Genomic DNA, 17848 nt, shown 5'->3' with positions numbered 1-17848 from the left:
CGCAGCCTGGTTGATCGCTTGCCTATTTGTTGCTTGCCTAATTTGTCGCTTGCATTCTTGTGCCCCGCCACCCGGCCGGGCATTCTCTACCTCTGATTCACGGGAGCATCTCCAATGACTACACAAGCACAGCACGCCAAGGTAGGCGTCATCGGCCTGGGCGCCATGGGCCTGGGCATTGCCCAAACCTTGCGCAACCGGGGCTACCAGGTCCATGTCTGTGATGTGCGCCCCGGCGCAGCGGCCGACTTTGCCAGCGCCGGTGGCGTAGCCTGCGCCCACCCGGCCGAGCTGGCCGCCCAGGTGGATGTGGTGGTCTCCGTTGTCGTTAACGCCGCGCAGACCGAGGCCGTTCTGTTTGGCGAGCATGGCGCCGCTGCGGCGATGCGCGCTGGCAGCACCTTTGTGATGTGCTCCACGGTGGACCCGAACTGGTCCATCGCGCTGGAGGCGCGCCTGGCCGAAAGCGGTGTGCTGTATGTGGACGGCCCCATCTCCGGCGGGGCGGCCAAGGCAGCGGCCGGTCAGATGACGATGATGACCTCGGCCACACCAGCGGCCTACGCCGCAGCGGGCGATGTGCTCGATGCGATGGCCGGCAAGGTCTACCGCCTGGGCGACAAGGCCGGCGCGGGCAGCAAGGTCAAGATCATCAACCAGCTGCTGGCCGGTGTGCACATTGCCGCCGCTGCCGAGGCCATGGCCCTGGGCCTGCGCGAAGGGGTGGACGCTGCGGCGATCTACGAAGTCATCACCCACAGCGCCGGCAACAGCTGGATGTTTGAGAACCGCATGGCCCATGTGCTGGCGGGCGACTACACGCCTCTGTCCGCCGTCGATATCTTTGTGAAGGACCTGGGCCTGGTGCTGGATACCGCACGCGCCAGCAAGTTTCCGCTGCCGCTGGCGGCCACCGCGCACCAGATGTTCATGCAGGCCTCCACGGCCGGTTATGCCAAGGAAGACGACAGCGCGGTGATCAAGATCTTCCCCGGCATCACCCTGCCCCAGGCGGCCAATGACGGAGGCCAGCGATGAGCGGCGCCGCCTTGAAGCTGGGCTGCATTGCCGACGACTTTACCGGCGCCACCGACCTGGCCAACAACCTGGTGCGTGCCGGCATGCGTGTGGTGCAGACCATTGGTGTGCCCAGCGGCCCGCTCGATGCTGAGGTGGATGCCGTCGTGGTGGCCCTCAAGTCGCGCACCATCCCCGCCGGCGAAGCCGTGGCCCAGTCGCTGGAAGCGCTGCGCTGGCTGCAGGGCCAGGGCGCGCAGCAGGTCTATTTCAAATACTGCTCCACCTTTGACAGCACGCCGGCCGGCAATATCGGCCCGGTGACGGACGCGTTGATGGATGCGCTGGGCAGCGACTTCAGCATCGCCACCCCTGCCTTTCCGGACAACAAGCGCACCGTCTTCAAAGGCTATCTGTTTGCCGGCGATGTGCTGCTGAACGAAAGCGGCATGCAGAACCACCCGCTGACCCCCATGACCGACCCCAACCTGGTGCGCGTGCTGCAGTCGCAAACCCGGCGCAAGGTGGGCCTGATCGACCACAGCGTGGTTGCCCAGGGCGCAGACGCCATCCGCAGCCGCATCGCGGCGCTGAAGGCCGACGGCGTCGGCATTGCCATTGTTGATGCGGTATCGAACGGCGACCTGCTGCGAATGGGCCCGGCGCTGGCCGATCTGCCGCTGGTGACCGCGGGCTCGGGCGTTGCGATTGCGCTGCCCGCCAACTTTGGCCTGCAGGCCAGCCACCAGGCGGCCGCCTTGCCTGCGGCCAGCGGGCTGCAGGCAGTGGTGTCGGGCAGTTGCTCGGTAGCGACCAATGCCCAGGTGGCGCACTTCATCGCCAGCGGCCGCCCGGCACTTGCCTTGGCGCCGCAGCGCATGGCCGCCGGTGACGATGTGGTGCGCGAGGCGCTGGACTGGGCCCGCCCGCATCTGGCCAACGGGCCAGTACTCGTCTACTCCACCGCCGAGCCCGACGCGGTGCGCAGCATCCAGGCACAGCTGGGCGTGGAGCAGGCGGGGGCCTTGGTCGAGCAAACCCTGGCTGCCATTGCGCGCGGCTTGGTGGCGCTGGGCGTGCGCCAGCTGCTGGTGGCCGGCGGCGAAACCTCGGGCGCCTGCGTGCAGGCGCTGGGCATTGCGCAGATGCGCATTGGCGGCCAGATTGACCCGGGTGTGCCTTGGTGCCATGCGGCCAGCCCTGCCGCGCCCGAGGGCTTGCACATTGCGCTCAAATCGGGCAACTTTGGCAGCACCGATTTCTTCACCAAGGCATTCACCTCCTTGCAAGGCTGACAACGATGGTCTTTATGGACGAACCCAGCGCCCGCGCCGAGATCTGCCGGGTCGGCGCCTCGCTGTACACACGCGGCTATGTGCATGCCAGCGCCGGCAATATCAGCGTGCGCCTGGCCGATGGCTACCTGATCACCCCGACCGATGCCAGCCTGGGCCAGTTGGTGCCCGAGCGCCTGGCCAAGCTCGATCTGCAAGGCCAGCAGCTGAGCGGTGACCGCGCCAGCAAGACCATCGTGCTGCACCGGCGCATTTACGAGGCCAGCGCCAACACGCCAACGCCCGCCGGCTGCGTGATCCACACCCACAGCCGCCAGCTGGTGGCCTGCTCGCTGCAGGCCACTGCCGTGCCGGGGGTGGCGCCTGCTGCCGAGCTGCTGCCCGCACTGACGCCCTACTTTGTGATGAAGGTGGGCCGTGTGCCGCATATCCCCTACCACCGCCCCGGCTCGCCCGATGCGGCGCAGGCCGTGGCTGAGGCGATCGCGCAGTACGCGGCAGCGGGCCGGCCGATACGCGCGGTGATGCTGGCACGCCTGGGCCCCAATGTCTGGCACGAGAGCCCGGCTGCGGCGATGGCCGTGCTGGAAGAGCTGGAGGAAACGGCGCTGCTCTGGAACCAGTGCCGCCTGCAGCCACCCGCGCCGCTGAGCGACGCCCAGATTGACGAGCTGCGCCAAAGCTTTGGCGCCTACTGGTAAAACCCTAGGGACCCTCTGCAAAACTCCCTGCCGTGGTCTGAACGCGGTCTCGGGCGATCCGCTTCGTTGTCTTCCTTGTCAATAGCTACGGCTCGACTGCAAAAGACGCCTTGCGGCTCATCCCGATCCGCGTCCATCCCGCTTGGCGAGGGTTTTGCAGAGCATCCCTAGCCCTGCCTGCCGCGCTGATCACTTGCCTGCCGGCGGCCCCTTTTTTGGAAAGCACCCATGCCCCGTTTTGCTGCCAACCTGTCCATGCTCTACAACGACCTGGACTTTCTGGACCGCTTTGCCGCCGCTGCGCGCGATGGTTTTACGGCCGTCGAGTACCTCTTCCCCTACGCCTACGCGCCCGAGCAACTGGCAGCCTTGCTACAGCAGCAAGGGCTGCAGCAGGTGCTGTTCAATGCACCGCCGGGCGACTGGGACCGGGGCGAGCGCGGCATCGCCTGCATTCCTGGGCGGGAGGCCGAGTTCCGCGATGGCATCGCGCAGGCGCTGCGCTATGCCCAGGCGCTGCAATGCCCGCGTCTGCATGTGATGGCCGGCCTGGTGCCTGCGGGCGCCGATGCTGCTACCGTGCGCGCCACCTACATCGCCAATATCCGCCATGCGGCCGAGCAGGCGGCGGCGCAAGGCGTACGCATTCTGCTGGAGCCCATCAATGGCCGCGATATGCCCGGCTTCTTCCTGAGCCGCCAGGACCAGGCCCATGCACTGGTCGCAGAGATTGGTGCCGCCAATGTGCAGGTGCAGATGGATCTGTACCACTGCCAGATTGTCGAGGGCGACCTGGCGATGAAGATCCGCCAGTACCTGCCCACGGGCCAGGTCGGCCACATCCAGATTGCCGGTGTGCCCGAGCGCCATGAGCCCGATGTGGGCGAACTGAACTACCCCTATCTGTTTGCGCTGCTGGACAGCCTGGGCTACGACGGATGGATGGGCTGCGAGTACAAGCCCGCACGCGGCGCAGCACCCCATGCCACCAGCGATGGCCTCGGCTGGCTCAAGCCCTATCTGGCCAAGGCCCACTAAGCGGCTCTACGCACCGCCGTGGTGGATGGGATGAATCGGCTGGCCTAGAATCCCCTCATCCCCTTTCAGCTGCAGGCCCACCGGCCCGCCGCCATGCGATGCGACCACCAGCGACCGAATCCTTTTTGCAGCGGGTGCGCCAGCACCTGCAGGCATTGCCGGCCACCGAGCGGCAACTGGCCGACTTTGTGCTGGAGTTCCCCGGCGAGCTGGCCAGCTACGCTGGCAATGAACTGGCCCAGCTGGCGAAGGTGTCGCCCTCGACAGTGAGCCGGTTTATCCGCCGCCTGGGTTATGAGAACTACGAAGAAGCGCGCCGCCAGGTGCGCGAGGACAAGCAAAGCGGCTCGCCGCTGTTCCAGTCGGCGGCCCAGGCTTTTCAGCGCGGGCAGATGCTGGCGACCCACCGCGAGCGCTCGCTGGCCAACCTGACAAACACCCTGGACCAGCTGCGCGAGCCGCAGCTGAGCGAGATCGTGCAGGCCATCATCGCCGCGCGCCAGGTGCTCATCTTTGGCAGCCGCAGCAGCCATGCCTTTGCCCAGTACCTGCGTTGGCAGATCATCCAGGTGGTGCCCCAGGTCATCAGCCTGCCTGGCCCCGGCGAGACCCTGGCCGAATACACCGCCCAGCTGGGCAAGAACGACTGCGTCATCCTGTTTGGCATGCGCCGCCAGACCCGGCAGATGGCCGCACTGCTGGCCAGCGCCAGCAAGGCTGGTGCGTCGGTGCTGCTGGTGAGCGACCAGGCTTCCCCCCACTATGCCGCCGCCACCTGGTCCATCCAGTGCGACTGCCATGGCCCAGGCCTGTTGGACAACCATGTGGCCGTGATGGCCGTCTGCGACCTGCTGGCCACCATGGTGCTGGAGGCCGCCGGCGCGCCCGGCCGCAAGCGCCTGGCTGCCATTGAGCAGCAGCATGAGCAGCACCAGGAGTTCTAGCCGACCGGCATAGACGCGCCAACTGCCCGCCGGTTGGTACATAGCGCAGATACGCTGTAGCGATCTGGACCGGACCTGCTTAGCGGTGGTTGGGGCGCGCCTGATCGGTCTTGGGCCGCTGCAGTCCACGAACGGTGCGCACCCATCGCCATCCTGCGGGCTCTGACAACCAGGTGGGCGTGCGGAACTGCGCGAATGCGGCTCTTGGCGGATGCGCCATGCCTGGCGAGCCTGGCAGAGCCGCCTCTGGGCTTGGAACGCTAGGGGTGGCCCGGACGGGCCTTGGGTGATCCACCGTCAACTGGCCTGCGCGCGGTGTCCCTGTCGCTTGGCTCTGTTGGCGATGGGCAAGCTCGTGGCCCCGTGATTGTGCTTGCGCGGGCATGGAGAGGGACATGATCGCCAGGGCTTGGGCTACGGTACCCAGGCACAAGGCGATGGGCCTGATCTGCTTGAAAAGCATGAGGGGTAGTCCTTTGGATGTGTTGTGTTCCTTGGCAGTGGACCATTTCCACATTGCCTCAACATGGCGCCAACCGACACATTCATCTGCGGTGCTACGAGGGTGCACATTGAAGGACGGCTACCTGGGCCCACTGCCCCGACCACCCCCCCGTTCATCCCTTTCACGGACGCTGGGATAAATCAGATGCAGCCGCCTCGCCTGACCACAGCGGCGCATCTTGACGAGGGATGCAAGAAGTACAGGACCTGTATTTGGACTTCAGCAAGGTTGCCGGAACATTGCGTCCTGAAGTGCGCAGATGTGGTACTTTCCTGCGCTTACCCAATACAAGAACCGAGCGCTCTGCATGCGAATACTGATGGTGGAGGACGAACCGGAAATGGCGTCGCTGATACGGCAGGCGCTGGAGGCGCAGGGCATGGTGGTCGATGGGGCCGTATCCATCCTCCAAGCGCGGGCCGCTTTGCAGCAACCTCTGCATGACCTGGTGTTGCTGGACCGCCAGTTACCGGATGGGGATGGCGCCAGTCTTATCGTGGAGGCGCGCAGCAGTCGCCCGCACTTGCCCATCATCTTGCTGACCGGAAAAAGGGATGTTGCCGAGCGCGTGCACGGCCTGGACTTGGGTGCGGATGACTATCTGAGCAAGCCCTTTGCCGTGGAGGAGCTCATGGCCCGCATCCGGGCGATCGGCCGTCGTCCTGCCCAGGTGAGCATACCCACGGTGAGTGTGGGGCGCCTCACCTTCAACTTCAGCACCCGGGAAGCGCTGGTGGACAACCTGCCTGTGCCCCTGCCGCGCCGCCAGCTTCTGGTGCTGGAAGCGCTGTGCCTGCGCGCCGAGCGCACGGTGCTGCGCGAATGGCTAATTGAGCGCGTCTACGGCTTTGAAGACGAGATCCAATCCAATGCGCTCGATGCGCACATCTCCAAACTGCGCCGCCAACTGGAAGCGGTAGAGGCCGGGGTCACCATCCATGTGATCCGGGGCATAGGCTACCTGCTCAAGGCGAACTAGGATGAGGAGGTTGCGCAAATCGCTGGTCCTGAAACTGAGCCTGAGCCTGATCGGTTTTCAACTGGTCATTTTCATGGTGGTGCTGGCCGGTTTCTCATGGATCGTCGCGCTGAAATCCTCGGGCACGGTGGACGAAGGCGTGGTGGGCACCGTGGCGAATTCGATCCAGCGCGATGCCCAGGGCAGGCTGGTGCAGGCAGACACCGAGGAGGTCCGTCGGCTGGCCGCCCTCTCCACACTCTGGTTTGTCGCCTCAGACGGGAAAGGACAGGAGCTCCGCCATGGGCCGGTGCCAGCCCATGTTCAGGGGTTGGTAGCGGCCTTGCCCTCTTTGGGCGAATCGGGCCTGTGGGCGCGCCATGATCCGGCGGTGTTCGCCTTGCGTGTCGTCATCCACGAGGCGCCCTTCGGGCAGCTGTACTTGCTGGTAGGCGGCGCCCCTTCGCAGGGTTTTTGGGCGGCCTTCAGCATCATGCTGGCCGTGTTCGCGCTGCCGCTTTTGCTGCCCTTGGTTCTGGTGACCCTTGCTGTCGTTCCTTGGCTCACCCGGCGGGCGCTAGCGGGTGTGTCTCGCACGGCGCGGCAGGCCGAGGCGATCAATATCCGCGAGCGCGACGCTCGGCTGGAGGAGGATGGCTTGCCTGCAGAGGTGCAGCCCCTCGTCAAAGCGGTGAACGATGCGCTGGCACGCCTTGGCCAGGGCTACGACGCGCGGGATCGCTTCCTGGCCGATGCGGCCCACGAACTGCGCGCACCCATCGCCATCCTGGAGCTCCGGGTCGGCATGCTGACATCCGGAACGGCGCGAACGCGCCTGCTGGCCGATGTGGCACGCCTGTCGAACCTGGCCGAGACGCTGCTGGATCTGCAGCGCCTGGGGCGCCAGGGCCAGGAACTGAATGCGCTGGCCGCTATCGACTTGCGCGCAGTGGCGCTGCAGGTAGGGGCCGACATGGCACCCCTGGTGATCGACGCGGGTTATGCGTTCGAGGTCAACAGCGTTGACGCGCCCATCCATGTCGAGGGCGACGGGCTGGCCTTGGGACGTGCCCTGGTCAATCTGCTGCAGAACGCGATCGTGCATGGTGGCGGCCAAGGGCTTATTGCTCTTGACGTGGAGGCCAGCGCCACGCATGGCTGCTTGCGTGTGCACGACCAGGGACCGGGTGTGCCCCTTGAAGAACGGGAACGCATTTTCGAGCCCTTTTACCGCCTGCACCCGAGCGACCAGGGCACCGGCCTGGGCCTGCATTTGGTGCAGGAGATCATCGATCTGCACCATGGCTCGGTGGAGGTCACGGAGGTACCGGGCGGTGGGGCCTGCTTCGAGATTCGTCTGCCACTGCTAACGAATTCCCGAACGCTGCCTGCCGGCTGAAGACGGCACTGGTCATCCGCCCAAGGCGCAGGAACCTTACGCCCGAGGGCGAGATCAAGCTCGTGCATGCGCGTTGCATCCTCGGCGAGTTTGACAATATGGAGCGCCTGCTAAGCCATGAAAAGGCGCCGCCCAAAGGGCTTCTGCGGGTCAGCGCGACACTGGGCTTTGGCCGGACGCAGCTATCGCCGCTGATATCCAAGTTTGTTCCAACCTTCCCAGGTCGACGTGCAGCTGCAGCTATCGGTGAACCCGTCTGCGCTGAAGGACGACAGTTTTGATGTCTGCTTTCGATTCGGCCCGCCGCCAGATGCGAGAGTGATTGCCAAACGCTTGGCAGCCCATCGCCATCTGCTGAGTGCATCCCCCACCTATCTCGCGGCTCACTGCCCCCCCCAAAGTACCCGAGGACCTGAAAGGGCACCACTGCATTGGCATCCGCCAAGGTGAGGATGCCTAGGGCGTGTGGAAGCTCACCCCTGGGCGCGGCAGCAGTGCAACAGTGAACACCATCAAGACCCAAGGAAACCTCAGCACCAACGACGGAGAAACTGCCTTGGCGCCCACCACCACCCTGATCCCCACTGCCACCCTGGATGGCACGTTGCTTGCTTAAGCATGCCTGGCGCATGAAATTTCAATTTCACATGCACCATATTAGTGAAATACCTATACCAAACTTCGATGAACTGCCCAACACTGGCGCAGCGATCCGAATCGAGCAAGTACGACTCTTCTCAAGGAGCTTTCAATGGCTGGTGGACCTGCACTTTCCTCTGCACCCGACTCTCCCAAGGTGGCCGAACTCGACCAAGCCCTGGACAAGATAGGGGTGACCCGCTCGCACCACACGATCATCTTTCTGATCCTGATTGGCTGCCTGTTTGACAGCTTCGAGCAGAATGCGGTCGGCATCATCGGGCCCATGCTCAAGGAGCAATGGGGGCTCACGGCGTCGGACATCGGCATGCTCAACTCGGTGACCTTTGCCTGCGCGGCGATTGGCCGCATCGTCTCGGGCTATATCGCAGACCGCTATGGCCGCCGCGTGATGCTGTCGGTGGACTTGTTGCTGTTCACGATTGGTGCGGGCATCTGCGCGATGGCGCCCAACCTGGCGGTGATGGCACTGGGCCGCGCGGTGGTGGGCTTTGGCCTGGGGGGCGAGATTGCGATTGCGGTCACGATGCTGTCGGAGTTCTGCTCGTCCAAGTTCCGGGGCACGGCGGTCGGCCTCGTCAATGTGGGCGCGGGCGGGCTGGGCAATTTTCTGGCGCCGGCCTTTGGCTTGCTGGTGTTCTGGATCTTCCCCGGCGACAACGGCTGGCGCTGGCTCTTTGTCTGCCTGATGGTGCCGGCGCTGCTGGCTGCGTTCTACCGCCGCTATATCCCCGAGACGCCGCGTTTTCTGCTGTCGCAAGGCCGTATTGCCGAGACCAATGCGGTGCTCACGCGCCTGGCATCGGGCAAGCTGGCGGGCGCTGCGCAAGCCAGCCACCCCTATATCAGCGATGACGGCAGCAGCACCACGGCGGCCAAGATCAAGGTGCGCATCACCGAGATTTTCCGGGGCGCGCTGGGCCGCCGCACCGTGCCGCTGTGCATCACCATCTGGATGACCTATGGCGCGCAGATCTCGGTGCTGACCTTGATGCCGACGATTCTGGTGGGCCTGGGCTACAGCATGTCCAAGAGCCTGCTGTTCACGATGGTGATGCAAAGCGGCAGCCTGCTGGGCGCGATTGCGGCCTCGGCGCTGGGCTTTCACTTTCCGCGCAAACGGGTGCTGACCGCCGGCGCCATCTGCGCCTGCCTGGCAGCACTGACGATTGGCTTTGCCGCCAAAAGCATTGTGGTGCTGCTGATGGCCGGTGCCACCTTCCAGTTCTTTGTGCTGCTGCTCAATACCACCATCTGGATCTATGCGCCCGAGCTCTACCCCACCCGTGTGCGCGCCTTTGGCACTGCCTTCATCCTGGCCACCGGTACGGCAGCCGGTGCGCTGATGCCGCTGGTCGCAGGCCGTCTGTTTGATGGCTTTGGCCTGGGCGGCGTGTTTGGCCTGGCCGCTGCGATGTACCTGGCGTTCATCATCAGTGTGCAATGCGTACCCGAAACCTATGGCCGCTCCCCCGATGCCGAGCCCCTGGCTGGCACGTCTGCCGCGGCCCAATCCTAGTTTTGCTGCATGCCCAAAATCCTGCTGATCAACCCCAATGCGTCCGAGGCCACCACCGCGATGATGGCCGATATTGCCCAGCGCGCGGCGCCCGCGCAGTGGCAGATTCTGCCCCGCACCGCCGGCAAGGGCCCGCCAATGATCGTCAACGCGGCCGAGCTGGCGCAAGCCGCGCTGGAGGTGGAAGACTGCTGGCGCGACGCGCCCAGCGACTGCGCCGGCACCATCATCAGCGCCTTTGGCGACCCGGGGCTGGAGCGGCTGCGGGCCTTGAGCCGCATGCCAGTGGTGGGCATTGCCGAGGCCTCAATGCTGGAAGCGGCCAGCGGTGGCCGGCGCTTTGGCGTGGCCACCGTCACGCCCGATTTGGTGGAGCCGATTGCCGGGCGGGTGGCTGCGGTGGGTTTGACCCATCTTTACACCGGCATCCGCCTGACCGAGGGCGACCCGCGCGCCTTGAGTGGCGATGCCCCGGCACTGGAAGCCGCACTGGCACAAGCAGTGCAGCGCTGTGTGGACGAGGATGGCGCGCAGGCCGTGATCATTGGCGGCGGCCCGCTGGGCCAGGCCGCCATTGCGCTGGCCGAGCGCCTGCACCTGCCGGTGATTGCGCCGATACCGGCGGCGGTACGCAGGCTCGCGCAGCTGATGGGCTGAGCGCGCCTGCGATCTGCCAAGCGGCTGTTAATTAGTTAATTAGCCCGCAGTACGCAGTTGCCAGAACGGCAGCGCCTGCGGCCCGCACATGCCGGTTGCAATGCGCTGGGCCGTGGGCAGCGAGCCGGTCAGCCCCAGATGGCCATGGCCCACGGCCAGCCACAGGCCCTGGATCGCATCGATATGACCCACCACCGGCACGGAGCCCGGCAGGCAGGGGCGGTGGCCCATCCAGTGCTGGGCCTCCAAGCCGGCCAGCGCCGGAAAGGCCTCGCGGGCGATGCGCTCGATGCCGGCGGCGCGGCGCGGGTTGGGCGGCGCCGTCAGGCCGGCGATCTCGACCGTGCCGCCTACGCGCAGCCCGCCTTCCATCGGTGCGATAAACACCTTCTTGTCGGCCAGCACCACGGTGCGTTCCACCAGGTGCTGGGCACCGGCAAACTGGGCGTGGTAGCCGCGTTGTGATTCGATCGGCAGCAGCATGCCCAGCGGCTTGAGCAGCGCGGGTGCCCAGGCGCCAGCGGCCACCACCACATGTGGCCAGCGCTGCGCATCCAACGCGGCTTCGCCCGTGCGCACGGCCCAGCCCTTGTCATCGGGGCGGATGGCCTTGACCTCTGCGCGCACCAGCTTGCCGCCGCGCTGCACAAAGGCATGCAACATGCTTTGCACATAGCGCAGCGGGTTCAGGATGGTGCCGTGGTCGGCCAGGTAGCGGCCATGGGCATAGCCCTGGGGCGCATGGGGCTCCAGCGCCTCGATGCCGGCGCGGTCCAGCTCATCGACCTGGTAGCCGTATTGGGCGCGCAGCTGCCAGCCGGTGGCATCCTTTTGCGCATAACCGGCATCGGGGTAGAGGTGCAGATGGCCGCGCCGCATGAACAGCTCGGACACGCCCAGGTTCTGCGCCAGCGCCGCATGCGCATCAACGGCGCCCTGGTACAGATCGTTGAGGCGCTCGGCCGCAGCGGCCACGCGCTTGGGCTCGGCCGATTGCGCAAAGGCCACCAGCCAGGATGCCGCCTTGGGCAGGTGCTTCCAGCCAATCGACAGCGGGCCGTCCTGGTCCATCAGCATGCCGGGCACGGTCTTCAAGATGCCGGGCAGGGCCAGCGGCGCGACCGAGCCGGGGCTGATCGCGCCGGAGTTGCCGTAGCTGCATTCCATGCCAGGCTCGCCCCGGTCGATCAGGGTGACGGCCACGCCATAGCTTTGCAGCGCCAAGGCCGTGGCCACGCCGACCACACCGGCACCCACCACTACCACCTGCTTGGGCGCCTGCACCGGGGCGCCCTGCTTGTTCGCTGTCTCTGTCATGTCATCCAATCTGCAAAACCGGCCCAGACCAAGGCGGCCTCGGGCGTGAATCGTGCCTGCGCCAGCTGCTGCTCGACCTCGCCGGCCTGCCACAGCGCAAACTGCGCCACCTCGCCATCCTGGTTGCGCGGCGCCATGCCGTCAGGCACGGTGGCGGCATACCAGTGGATGTCTTCGTACATATAGCCCAGGTCGCCGCCGCCATCGCTATCGGGCTGGCGAAAGCGCAGCACGCCGCCATGGCGCAGGCCTTGCAGGTCGGCGATCTGCAGACCGGCCTCTTCCCAGGTTTCGCGGGCCAGCGCTTGCTCCAGGCTGTCCTGGGCCGAGACCATGCCGCCCATCAACGTATCCCAGTGCAGCGGGTAGTTGGCCTTGTTGGCCGCGCGCTGCTGCACCCACAGGCGCCCATCCGGGGCTATGCCCACCAGGTGCACCGCCAAGGTGGCAATGCCCAGCACGCGCACTGCCCCGCGCTCCACCGTACCAATGCGGCTGCCATCGACCGCCTGCACAGCCAGCTGCTCATTGCGCCAGGGGCCGCTGCGGCCCGCATCGCGCAACGCATCGGCCAGCCGCCCCATCAAGGTGGTGGCATCTTGCGTGGGCGATTCCAGCAGCCACACCGCCGTGCCCGAGCGCTCGCGCTTGGACAGCAGTGCATCACCGCCCAGGCGCCCTGCGATGCCGGTCTCGATCAAGAAATGCTCGACCAGCGAGCCGACCGCCTGGCCGTTGACCCAGAGCGGCAGCCTAGCCTTGCGCGGTGGCGACTGCATGGCCGTGCGCGCAGCGGCCAGCCAGGCGGGCGGCTGGGGCGCGAACGGCGGGGGAGATACAGGGGACATGGGGCACTATCAAAATAAAAGCAGATGGATGTTAGTCCATCTGCACCGGGGGGCCACCAAGCCCCGCCCCAAAACCCGATGCGGGCATCGGCTACGGAAATATCAAGGCAGCAGGATGCTGCTGCCCGTGGTCTTGCGTGCCTCCAGCGCGCGGTGCGCGGCCTGCACTTCGGACAGTGCAAAGCGCTGCGCGATGTGGATCTTGACCTGGCCCGAGCCGACGACGGCGAACAGGTCATTGGCCATCGCCTGGCAGGCCTCGCGCGAGCGCAGGTGGGTGAACAGCCCCTGGCGGGTGACATAGAGGCTCTTGGCCGCCAGGATGGCCGGCGCAAAAGGTGGCACCGGGCCGGAGGCGTTGCCAAACGAGACCATCAGGCCAAAGGCGCGCAGGCATTGCAGCGAGCCATCCCAGGTGTCCTTGCCGACCGAGTCATAGACGACCTTGACGCCCTTGCCGCCGGTGATGTCCTTGACCCGCTCGGCAAAGTTTTCCGTGCGGTAGTTGATGGCCACCTCGGCGCCATTGGCCAGCGCCAGCTGGCATTTTTCATCGGAGCCGGCGGTGGCAATCAGGCGCAGGCCCAGCGCCTTGGCCCATTGGCAGGCGATCAGCCCCACCCCGCCAGCGGCGGCATGGAACAGCACAAAGTCGCCCGAATGCAGGCCTTCGGCCGGCTTGGCCTGGCGCAGCAGGTACTGGGCCGTCAGGCCCTTGAGCATCATCGCCGCGCCGGTTTCAAAATCAATGCTGTCGGGCAGCTGGCAGACATAGGTGGCGGGCATCACCCGCACTTCGCTGTAGCTGCCCGGCGGGTTGCTGGCATAGGCGACCCGGTCGCCCGGCTGCAGGTGCTGCACGCCATCGCCCACGGCCTCGACGACACCAGCGCCTTCCATGCCCAGGTTCAGCGGCATCGGCAAGGTGTAGAGGCCGGTGCGCTGGTAGACGTCGATGAAATTGAGCCCGATCGCATGGTGGCGGATGCGCACCTCGCCCGGGCCGGGCGCGCCGACGTCCACGTCGACCAGCTTCATCTCCTCGGGTCCGCCATTGCGGGCAATCTGTACTGCCAAAGACATGGAAATTCTCCTGTGTGAACTGGATTGGGTCTGGCCAGGTTCCTGGTGCCGTCAGTCACCATGCTGCCACGCTTTCAGGCGGACCGCTGTCACGGGGATGTACAGTCTGGCGATGCAACAAAAACTGACACCTTCGACGATGGCGCTGCTGACCACCGCGCCGCTGATGTGGGCCGGCAATGCCGTGGTCGGCCGGCTGGTGCATGAGCTGGTCTCCCCGATGCTGCTGAACTTTGTGCGCTGGCTGCTGGCCTTTGCGATCATGCTGCCGCTGGCCTACCCGCTGCTGCGCCGGGGCAGCCCGCTGTGGCCGCACTGGAAGCGCTGGTCCGTCATCGGCCTGCTGGGCATTGGCTGCTACAACGCTTTCCAGTACATGGCGCTGAAGACCTCGGGCCCCATCAATGTGACCTTGGTCGCATCCAGCATGCCGCTGTGGATGATGGCTTTTGGCGCGCTGTTCTTCCAGACCCGCATCACGCGGCCGCAGATGCTGGGCGCGCTGTTTTCGGTCAGCGGCGTGCTGCTGGTGCTCAGCCATGGCGACTGGCAGCAGCTGAGCCAGCTGCGCCTGGTGCCGGGGGATCTGTTCATGCTGCTGTCCACCGCCTGCTGGTCGCTCTACAGCTGGCTGCTGGTACGCACCCATGAGCCCGCCGGCATCAAAAGCCAGTGGGCGCTGCTGCTGATGGCCCAGCTGGCGTTTGGCCTGCTGTGGTCGGGCCTGTTTGCCGGCACCGAATGGGCGGTTGGCGCCAGCCAGCTGCAGATGAACAGCACCCTGCTCTGGGCGATTGCCTATATCGTCATCGGCCCGGCAATCCTGGCCTACCGCTGCTGGGGCATCGGCGTGCAGCGGGTCGGCCCGACGGTGGCGGGCTTTTTCACCAACCTGACGCCGCTGTTTGCCGCCGTGCTATCGGCCGCATTTCTGGGCGAGCCGCCCCGGCTCTACCACGGTGTGGCCTTTGTGCTGGTCGTCGCCGGCATTGTGATCTCGTCGCGCCGGGCGTGATGCGGCCCTACGCCGCTTACAACCTGCTACCGATAGAACGCAGGCTTCACACTGGCGCCCTTGTGCAGGCGCACAGTGCATCCCATATGCGGTGACACCACCATCGCAAGGATGCCGAGATGAATGCGCAAGAACAAACCCTGATCGAGAACCTCTTCCAGCAACTGCGCCAGCGCGATGGCCAGCCCAAGGATGGCCAGGCAGAAGCCTGGGTACGCCAGCAGGCTCAGCAAACCCCGGATGCGCTCTATTGGCTGACCCAGCGTGGCCTGCTGCTGGAGCAGGCGTTGCAGCAGGCCCAGCAGCAAGAGGCGCAGTTGCAGGCACAACTGGTCGAGGCCCGGGCTGCTGCCGCCCCACCGGCCAGCGGCAGTGGTGGCAGCTTTTTAGGTGCCGGGCTGGACACGCATTTTGGCCGTACCCCCGATGCCAATCTGGCCAGCCGCAGCCCAGCGGGCTATGCGCCGAGTTATCCGCCCCACAGCGCTGCCCCTGCTGGCTATGCCGATACGCCCGCCCCAGCCAGCAGTGGGCGCTGGTTTGGTGCAGCCCCGGCAGCGCCTGCGCCCATTCCCGCCCCGATGCCGCAGCCCAGCGCTGGATCGGCAGCAGGTGGCTTTCTGGGCCAGGCTGCTGCCTCGGCCGCCGGTGTGGCGGGCGGCATGCTGCTGTTCAATGGCCTGAGCCACCTCTGGAGCAACCCCGCCCAGGCAGCGACCACCCCCAGCCATGCGGCCAGCAGCAGCGGCCCGGCCGCAGACAACGCCAGTACGGCCAGCGCCAGTTCCACCGGCAGCGGCGATAACAGCGGCCTGGACCAGCTCGCCCAGCAAGCCGGGCGCGACCATGTGGACTCCTCCGTCAACCGCTGGATGCCCGAGCAGGACAGCCGCAACAACAGCAGCGACAGCAACAGCCAGGACATCGCCGACTATGACAGCGGCGACGATGGCTTTGACTTCTTTGACGACGACCAGGCTTGATCGCCGCCAGCCTTCATGTCAGGCGTAAAAAAACCGCCCGGGCATCTGCCCGGGCGGTTCTGCTTTGGGTGACAGGTGCTTAGAAAGTACCTGTGTAGGAGCCGCCATCCGGCAGGATGTTCTGGCCGGTGATATAGGCGGCCTGCTGGCTGCACAGGAACGCGCAGATCGCGCCAAACTCATCGGCGGTGCCGTAGCGGCCGGCAGGAATCTGCTTTTGCTGCGCCTCGCGGATATCGGCTTCGCTCTTGCCGGTCTTGCTGGCAGTGGCGGAGATGGTGGCCGCAATGCGGTCGGTGTCGAACTTGCCGGGCAGGATGTTGTTGATGGTCACGCCCTTGGCGGCAATGGCGCTGCGTGCCACACCGGCCACAAAACCAGTCAGGCCGCTGCGCGCGCCGTTGGACAGACCCAGGATGTCGATGGGTGCCTTCACGGAGCTGGAGGTGATGTTGACGATGCGGCCAAAACCGCGCTCGGCCATGCCGTCGATCAAGGTCTGGATCAGCGCAATTGGGGTGAGCATGTTGGCGTCCAGTGCCTTGACCCAGGCTTCACGGTCCCAGTCGCGGAAATCGCCGGGTGGTGGGCCGCCGGCGTTGTTCACCAGAATGTCAAAGCGCTGGCCAGGGCCGCCTTCGGCACTCAGCACGGCGGCACGGCCGGCTTCGGTGGTGATGTCTGCGGCCACGGCAATCACCTGGGGTGCCACGCGGCCAGGGGCGGCTGCGGCCCACATGGCGGCCATCACCTTGAGCTGGCGGGCGGTGTCCTTCAGCGCTTCTTCGCCGCGGGCGTTGATGACCACGTTGACGCCTTCATTGACCAGCGCCTGCGCGCAACCACGGCCCAGGCCTTTGCTGGCCGCGCAGACCAGGGCCCATTTGTTGGCAATTCCAAAATCCATATTCAAATCTCCTTGTGGGTACCGATGCTATGCGACAAATGGCAACGGCGTTGGCGCGAACGCCCATGCCCTTTATGGCCTCTTGACTTGGTGGGTGAATACGTAGATGCCGGTCAGCACCAAGGCTGTGCCGCCCACCATCACCGGGGTCAGCGGCTCGCCGAGCAGCCACACGCCCATCAGGATGGTGGACAAGGGGCCAATCATGCCGGTCTGGGCCACGGTGGCAGCTCCCAGGCGTTCGACCGCCAGCATCACCAGCAACACGGGCACGGCAGTACACAACGTGGCGTTCAAGACGGACAGCCAGATGACGGCCGCATCCACCTGCGCGGCCTGCAGCGGCCGGGTCAGCAGAAACTGCGCAATGCAGAACAGGCAGGCAAAACTGGTGGCCAGGCCCACGAGGCGCAGGGCACCCAGGCGCTTCACATACTGGGCGCTGTAGACCAGGTAGATGGCATAGCTCACGGCGCTCAGGAACACCAGGGTGGCGCCCCAGCCGACCTGCTGGCCGGCGCCGTGGGTGTACAGCTCCATGCCGAACACCAGCATCACGCCGGCGTAGCTGATGGCCAGGCCCAGCAGCTGGCGGCCGCTGGCCACCTTGCGGTACAGCAGCCAGCCCAGCGCCAGCACCAAGGTGGGGTTGAGGTAGAGGATCAGCCGCTCCAGCCCCGCGCTGATATAGCTCAGCCCGGCAAAATCGAGGTAGCTGGAGAGGTAGTAGCCGCAAAAGCCCAGCGCGATGACGGCGAGCCAGTCACGCAGCGACAGCGCCGGTTTGCCCCGCCCGGCCCACCAGGCCATGATGACGAACAGCGGCAGCGCAAACAGCATGCGGTACATGATCAGCGTGACCGCATCGACGCCATGGCGGTAAGCCAGCTTGACGATGATGGCCTTGCCGCTGAAGGCGATGGCGCCGACGACGGCGCAGACCATGCCGGCGCGGCGCACGCTGGGCGTGAGCACCGCAGCCGGTGCAACAGAAACAGACAA

At 65.9% G+C, this 17848-nt stretch carries 17 protein-coding genes; 12 read left to right on the top strand and 5 right to left on the bottom strand.

What is annotated here, in order from left to right; genetic code table 11:
• Positions 1-114 precede the first annotated feature (114 nt).
• The 10 genes from ltnD (at position 115) to MJ205_RS02970 (ending at position 10693) form a co-directional block, all read left to right on the top strand.
• Positions 115-1038, top strand: a complete 924-nt coding sequence (gene ltnD / locus MJ205_RS03015) for an L-threonate dehydrogenase (RefSeq protein ID WP_239811122.1) — start codon at positions 115-117, stop codon at positions 1036-1038.
• Positions 1035-2312 carry a 3-oxo-tetronate kinase gene (gene otnK, locus MJ205_RS03010; RefSeq protein WP_239811121.1) on the top strand — a complete coding sequence of 426 codons (1278 nt, stop codon included), beginning with the start codon at positions 1035-1037 and terminating at the stop codon, positions 2310-2312. The genes ltnD and otnK overlap by 4 nt, the downstream gene beginning before the upstream one ends.
• A gap of 14 nt (positions 2313-2326) precedes the next feature.
• Positions 2327-3013: a class II aldolase/adducin family protein gene (locus MJ205_RS03005; protein WP_239811120.1), complete on the top strand. Its 687-nt coding sequence runs from the start codon at positions 2327-2329 to the stop codon at positions 3011-3013.
• Positions 3014-3241: 228 nt separating this feature from the next.
• The gene (gene otnI / locus MJ205_RS03000) at positions 3242-4051 is read left to right on the top strand and encodes a 2-oxo-tetronate isomerase (protein ID WP_239811119.1); all 810 of its coding nucleotides are present in this window, start codon (positions 3242-3244) and stop codon (positions 4049-4051) included.
• Positions 4052-4149: 98 nt separating this feature from the next.
• The gene (locus MJ205_RS02995; protein ID WP_239811118.1) at positions 4150-4995 is read left to right on the top strand and encodes a MurR/RpiR family transcriptional regulator; all 846 of its coding nucleotides are present in this window, start codon (positions 4150-4152) and stop codon (positions 4993-4995) included.
• 812 nt (positions 4996-5807) lie between these two features.
• Positions 5808-6479 carry a response regulator transcription factor gene (locus MJ205_RS02990; RefSeq protein WP_239811117.1) on the top strand — a complete coding sequence of 224 codons (672 nt, stop codon included), beginning with the start codon at positions 5808-5810 and terminating at the stop codon, positions 6477-6479.
• Positions 6480-6489: 10 nt separating this feature from the next.
• The gene (locus tag MJ205_RS02985; protein ID WP_239811116.1) at positions 6490-7857 is read left to right on the top strand and encodes a sensor histidine kinase; all 1368 of its coding nucleotides are present in this window, start codon (positions 6490-6492) and stop codon (positions 7855-7857) included.
• Positions 7858-8085: 228 nt separating this feature from the next.
• Entirely contained in the window at positions 8086-8307 is a 222-nt protein-coding gene (locus tag MJ205_RS23760; RefSeq protein WP_446715072.1) for a hypothetical protein, read from the top strand.
• 301 nt (positions 8308-8608) lie between these two features.
• A complete protein-coding gene (locus MJ205_RS02975) occupies positions 8609-10036 on the top strand; it encodes an MFS transporter (RefSeq protein ID WP_239811115.1) in 1428 nt (475 codons plus the stop codon).
• A gap of 9 nt (positions 10037-10045) precedes the next feature.
• Positions 10046-10693 (top strand): aspartate/glutamate racemase family protein, encoded by a 648-nt coding sequence (locus tag MJ205_RS02970; RefSeq protein WP_239811114.1) that lies wholly within the window; start codon positions 10046-10048, stop codon positions 10691-10693.
• 39 nt (positions 10694-10732) lie between these two features.
• On the opposite strand, the gene MJ205_RS02965 is transcribed toward MJ205_RS02970, so the two are convergent.
• The 3 genes from MJ205_RS02965 to MJ205_RS02955 form a co-directional block, all read right to left on the bottom strand.
• Positions 10733-12010 (bottom strand): NAD(P)/FAD-dependent oxidoreductase, encoded by a 1278-nt coding sequence (locus MJ205_RS02965; protein ID WP_239811113.1) that lies wholly within the window; start codon positions 12008-12010, stop codon positions 10733-10735.
• Positions 12007-12858, bottom strand: a complete 852-nt coding sequence (locus tag MJ205_RS02960; protein WP_239811112.1) for an NUDIX hydrolase — start codon at positions 12856-12858, stop codon at positions 12007-12009. The genes MJ205_RS02965 and MJ205_RS02960 overlap by 4 nt, the downstream gene beginning before the upstream one ends.
• A 102-nt stretch (positions 12859-12960) precedes the next feature.
• Positions 12961-13941 carry a quinone oxidoreductase family protein gene (locus MJ205_RS02955; RefSeq protein ID WP_239811111.1) on the bottom strand — a complete coding sequence of 327 codons (981 nt, stop codon included), beginning with the start codon at positions 13939-13941 and terminating at the stop codon, positions 12961-12963.
• A gap of 112 nt (positions 13942-14053) precedes the next feature.
• On the opposite strand from MJ205_RS02955, the gene MJ205_RS02950 reads away from it, so the two are divergent.
• Together MJ205_RS02950 and MJ205_RS02945 are read left to right on the top strand one after the other, a co-directional pair.
• Entirely contained in the window at positions 14054-14956 is a 903-nt protein-coding gene (locus tag MJ205_RS02950) for a DMT family transporter (RefSeq protein WP_239811110.1), read from the top strand.
• Between the two features lie 119 nt (positions 14957-15075).
• Positions 15076-15939 carry a DUF2076 family protein gene (locus tag MJ205_RS02945; protein ID WP_239811109.1) on the top strand — a complete coding sequence of 288 codons (864 nt, stop codon included), beginning with the start codon at positions 15076-15078 and terminating at the stop codon, positions 15937-15939.
• A 79-nt stretch (positions 15940-16018) separates the two neighbouring features.
• Here the strand turns inward: MJ205_RS02945 and MJ205_RS02940 are convergent, their stop codons facing one another.
• Both MJ205_RS02940 and MJ205_RS02935 read right to left on the bottom strand, forming a co-directional pair.
• On the bottom strand, positions 16019-16846 hold the full coding sequence (locus MJ205_RS02940) for an SDR family oxidoreductase (RefSeq protein ID WP_239811108.1): 828 nt from the start codon (positions 16844-16846) through the stop codon (positions 16019-16021).
• Between the two features lie 72 nt (positions 16847-16918).
• Positions 16919-17791, bottom strand: a complete 873-nt coding sequence (locus MJ205_RS02935) for a DMT family transporter (protein WP_239812648.1) — start codon at positions 17789-17791, stop codon at positions 16919-16921.
• Positions 17792-17848 lie beyond the last annotated feature (57 nt).

It is taken from the genome of Comamonas sp. B21-038 (assembly GCF_022387135.1).
Lineage (GTDB): Bacteria > Pseudomonadota > Gammaproteobacteria > Burkholderiales > Burkholderiaceae_C > Comamonas > Comamonas sediminis.
This window is presented reverse-complemented; position numbering and strand designations above follow the sequence as displayed.

Excerpts from the sequence above, each read along its gene's own strand:
- MJ205_RS02995 (WP_239811118.1), top strand. The coding sequence starts at position 4,150 with ATGCGACCACCAGCGACCGAATCCTTTTTGCAGCGGGTGCGCCAGCAC.
- MJ205_RS03005 (WP_239811120.1), top strand. The coding sequence starts at position 2,327 with ATGGACGAACCCAGCGCCCGCGCCGAGATCTGCCGGGTCGGCGCCTCG.
- MJ205_RS02935 (WP_239812648.1), bottom strand. The coding sequence starts at position 17,791 with ATGGTCTGCGCCGTCGTCGGCGCCATCGCCTTCAGCGGCAAGGCCATC.
- MJ205_RS02975 (WP_239811115.1), top strand. The coding sequence starts at position 8,609 with ATGGCTGGTGGACCTGCACTTTCCTCTGCACCCGACTCTCCCAAGGTG.
- MJ205_RS02945 (WP_239811109.1), top strand. The coding sequence starts at position 15,076 with ATGAATGCGCAAGAACAAACCCTGATCGAGAACCTCTTCCAGCAACTG.
- MJ205_RS02950 (WP_239811110.1), top strand. The coding sequence starts at position 14,054 with ATGCAACAAAAACTGACACCTTCGACGATGGCGCTGCTGACCACCGCG.
- otnK (WP_239811121.1), top strand. The coding sequence starts at position 1,035 with ATGAGCGGCGCCGCCTTGAAGCTGGGCTGCATTGCCGACGACTTTACC.
- otnI (WP_239811119.1), top strand. The coding sequence starts at position 3,242 with ATGCCCCGTTTTGCTGCCAACCTGTCCATGCTCTACAACGACCTGGAC.
- MJ205_RS02940 (WP_239811108.1), bottom strand. The coding sequence starts at position 16,846 with ATGGATTTTGGAATTGCCAACAAATGGGCCCTGGTCTGCGCGGCCAGC.
- MJ205_RS02955 (WP_239811111.1), bottom strand. The coding sequence starts at position 13,941 with ATGTCTTTGGCAGTACAGATTGCCCGCAATGGCGGACCCGAGGAGATG.
- MJ205_RS02990 (WP_239811117.1), top strand. The coding sequence starts at position 5,808 with ATGCGAATACTGATGGTGGAGGACGAACCGGAAATGGCGTCGCTGATA.
- MJ205_RS02965 (WP_239811113.1), bottom strand. The coding sequence starts at position 12,010 with ATGACAGAGACAGCGAACAAGCAGGGCGCCCCGGTGCAGGCGCCCAAG.
- MJ205_RS02970 (WP_239811114.1), top strand. The coding sequence starts at position 10,046 with ATGCCCAAAATCCTGCTGATCAACCCCAATGCGTCCGAGGCCACCACC.
- MJ205_RS02960 (WP_239811112.1), bottom strand. The coding sequence starts at position 12,858 with ATGTCCCCTGTATCTCCCCCGCCGTTCGCGCCCCAGCCGCCCGCCTGG.
- ltnD (WP_239811122.1), top strand. The coding sequence starts at position 115 with ATGACTACACAAGCACAGCACGCCAAGGTAGGCGTCATCGGCCTGGGC.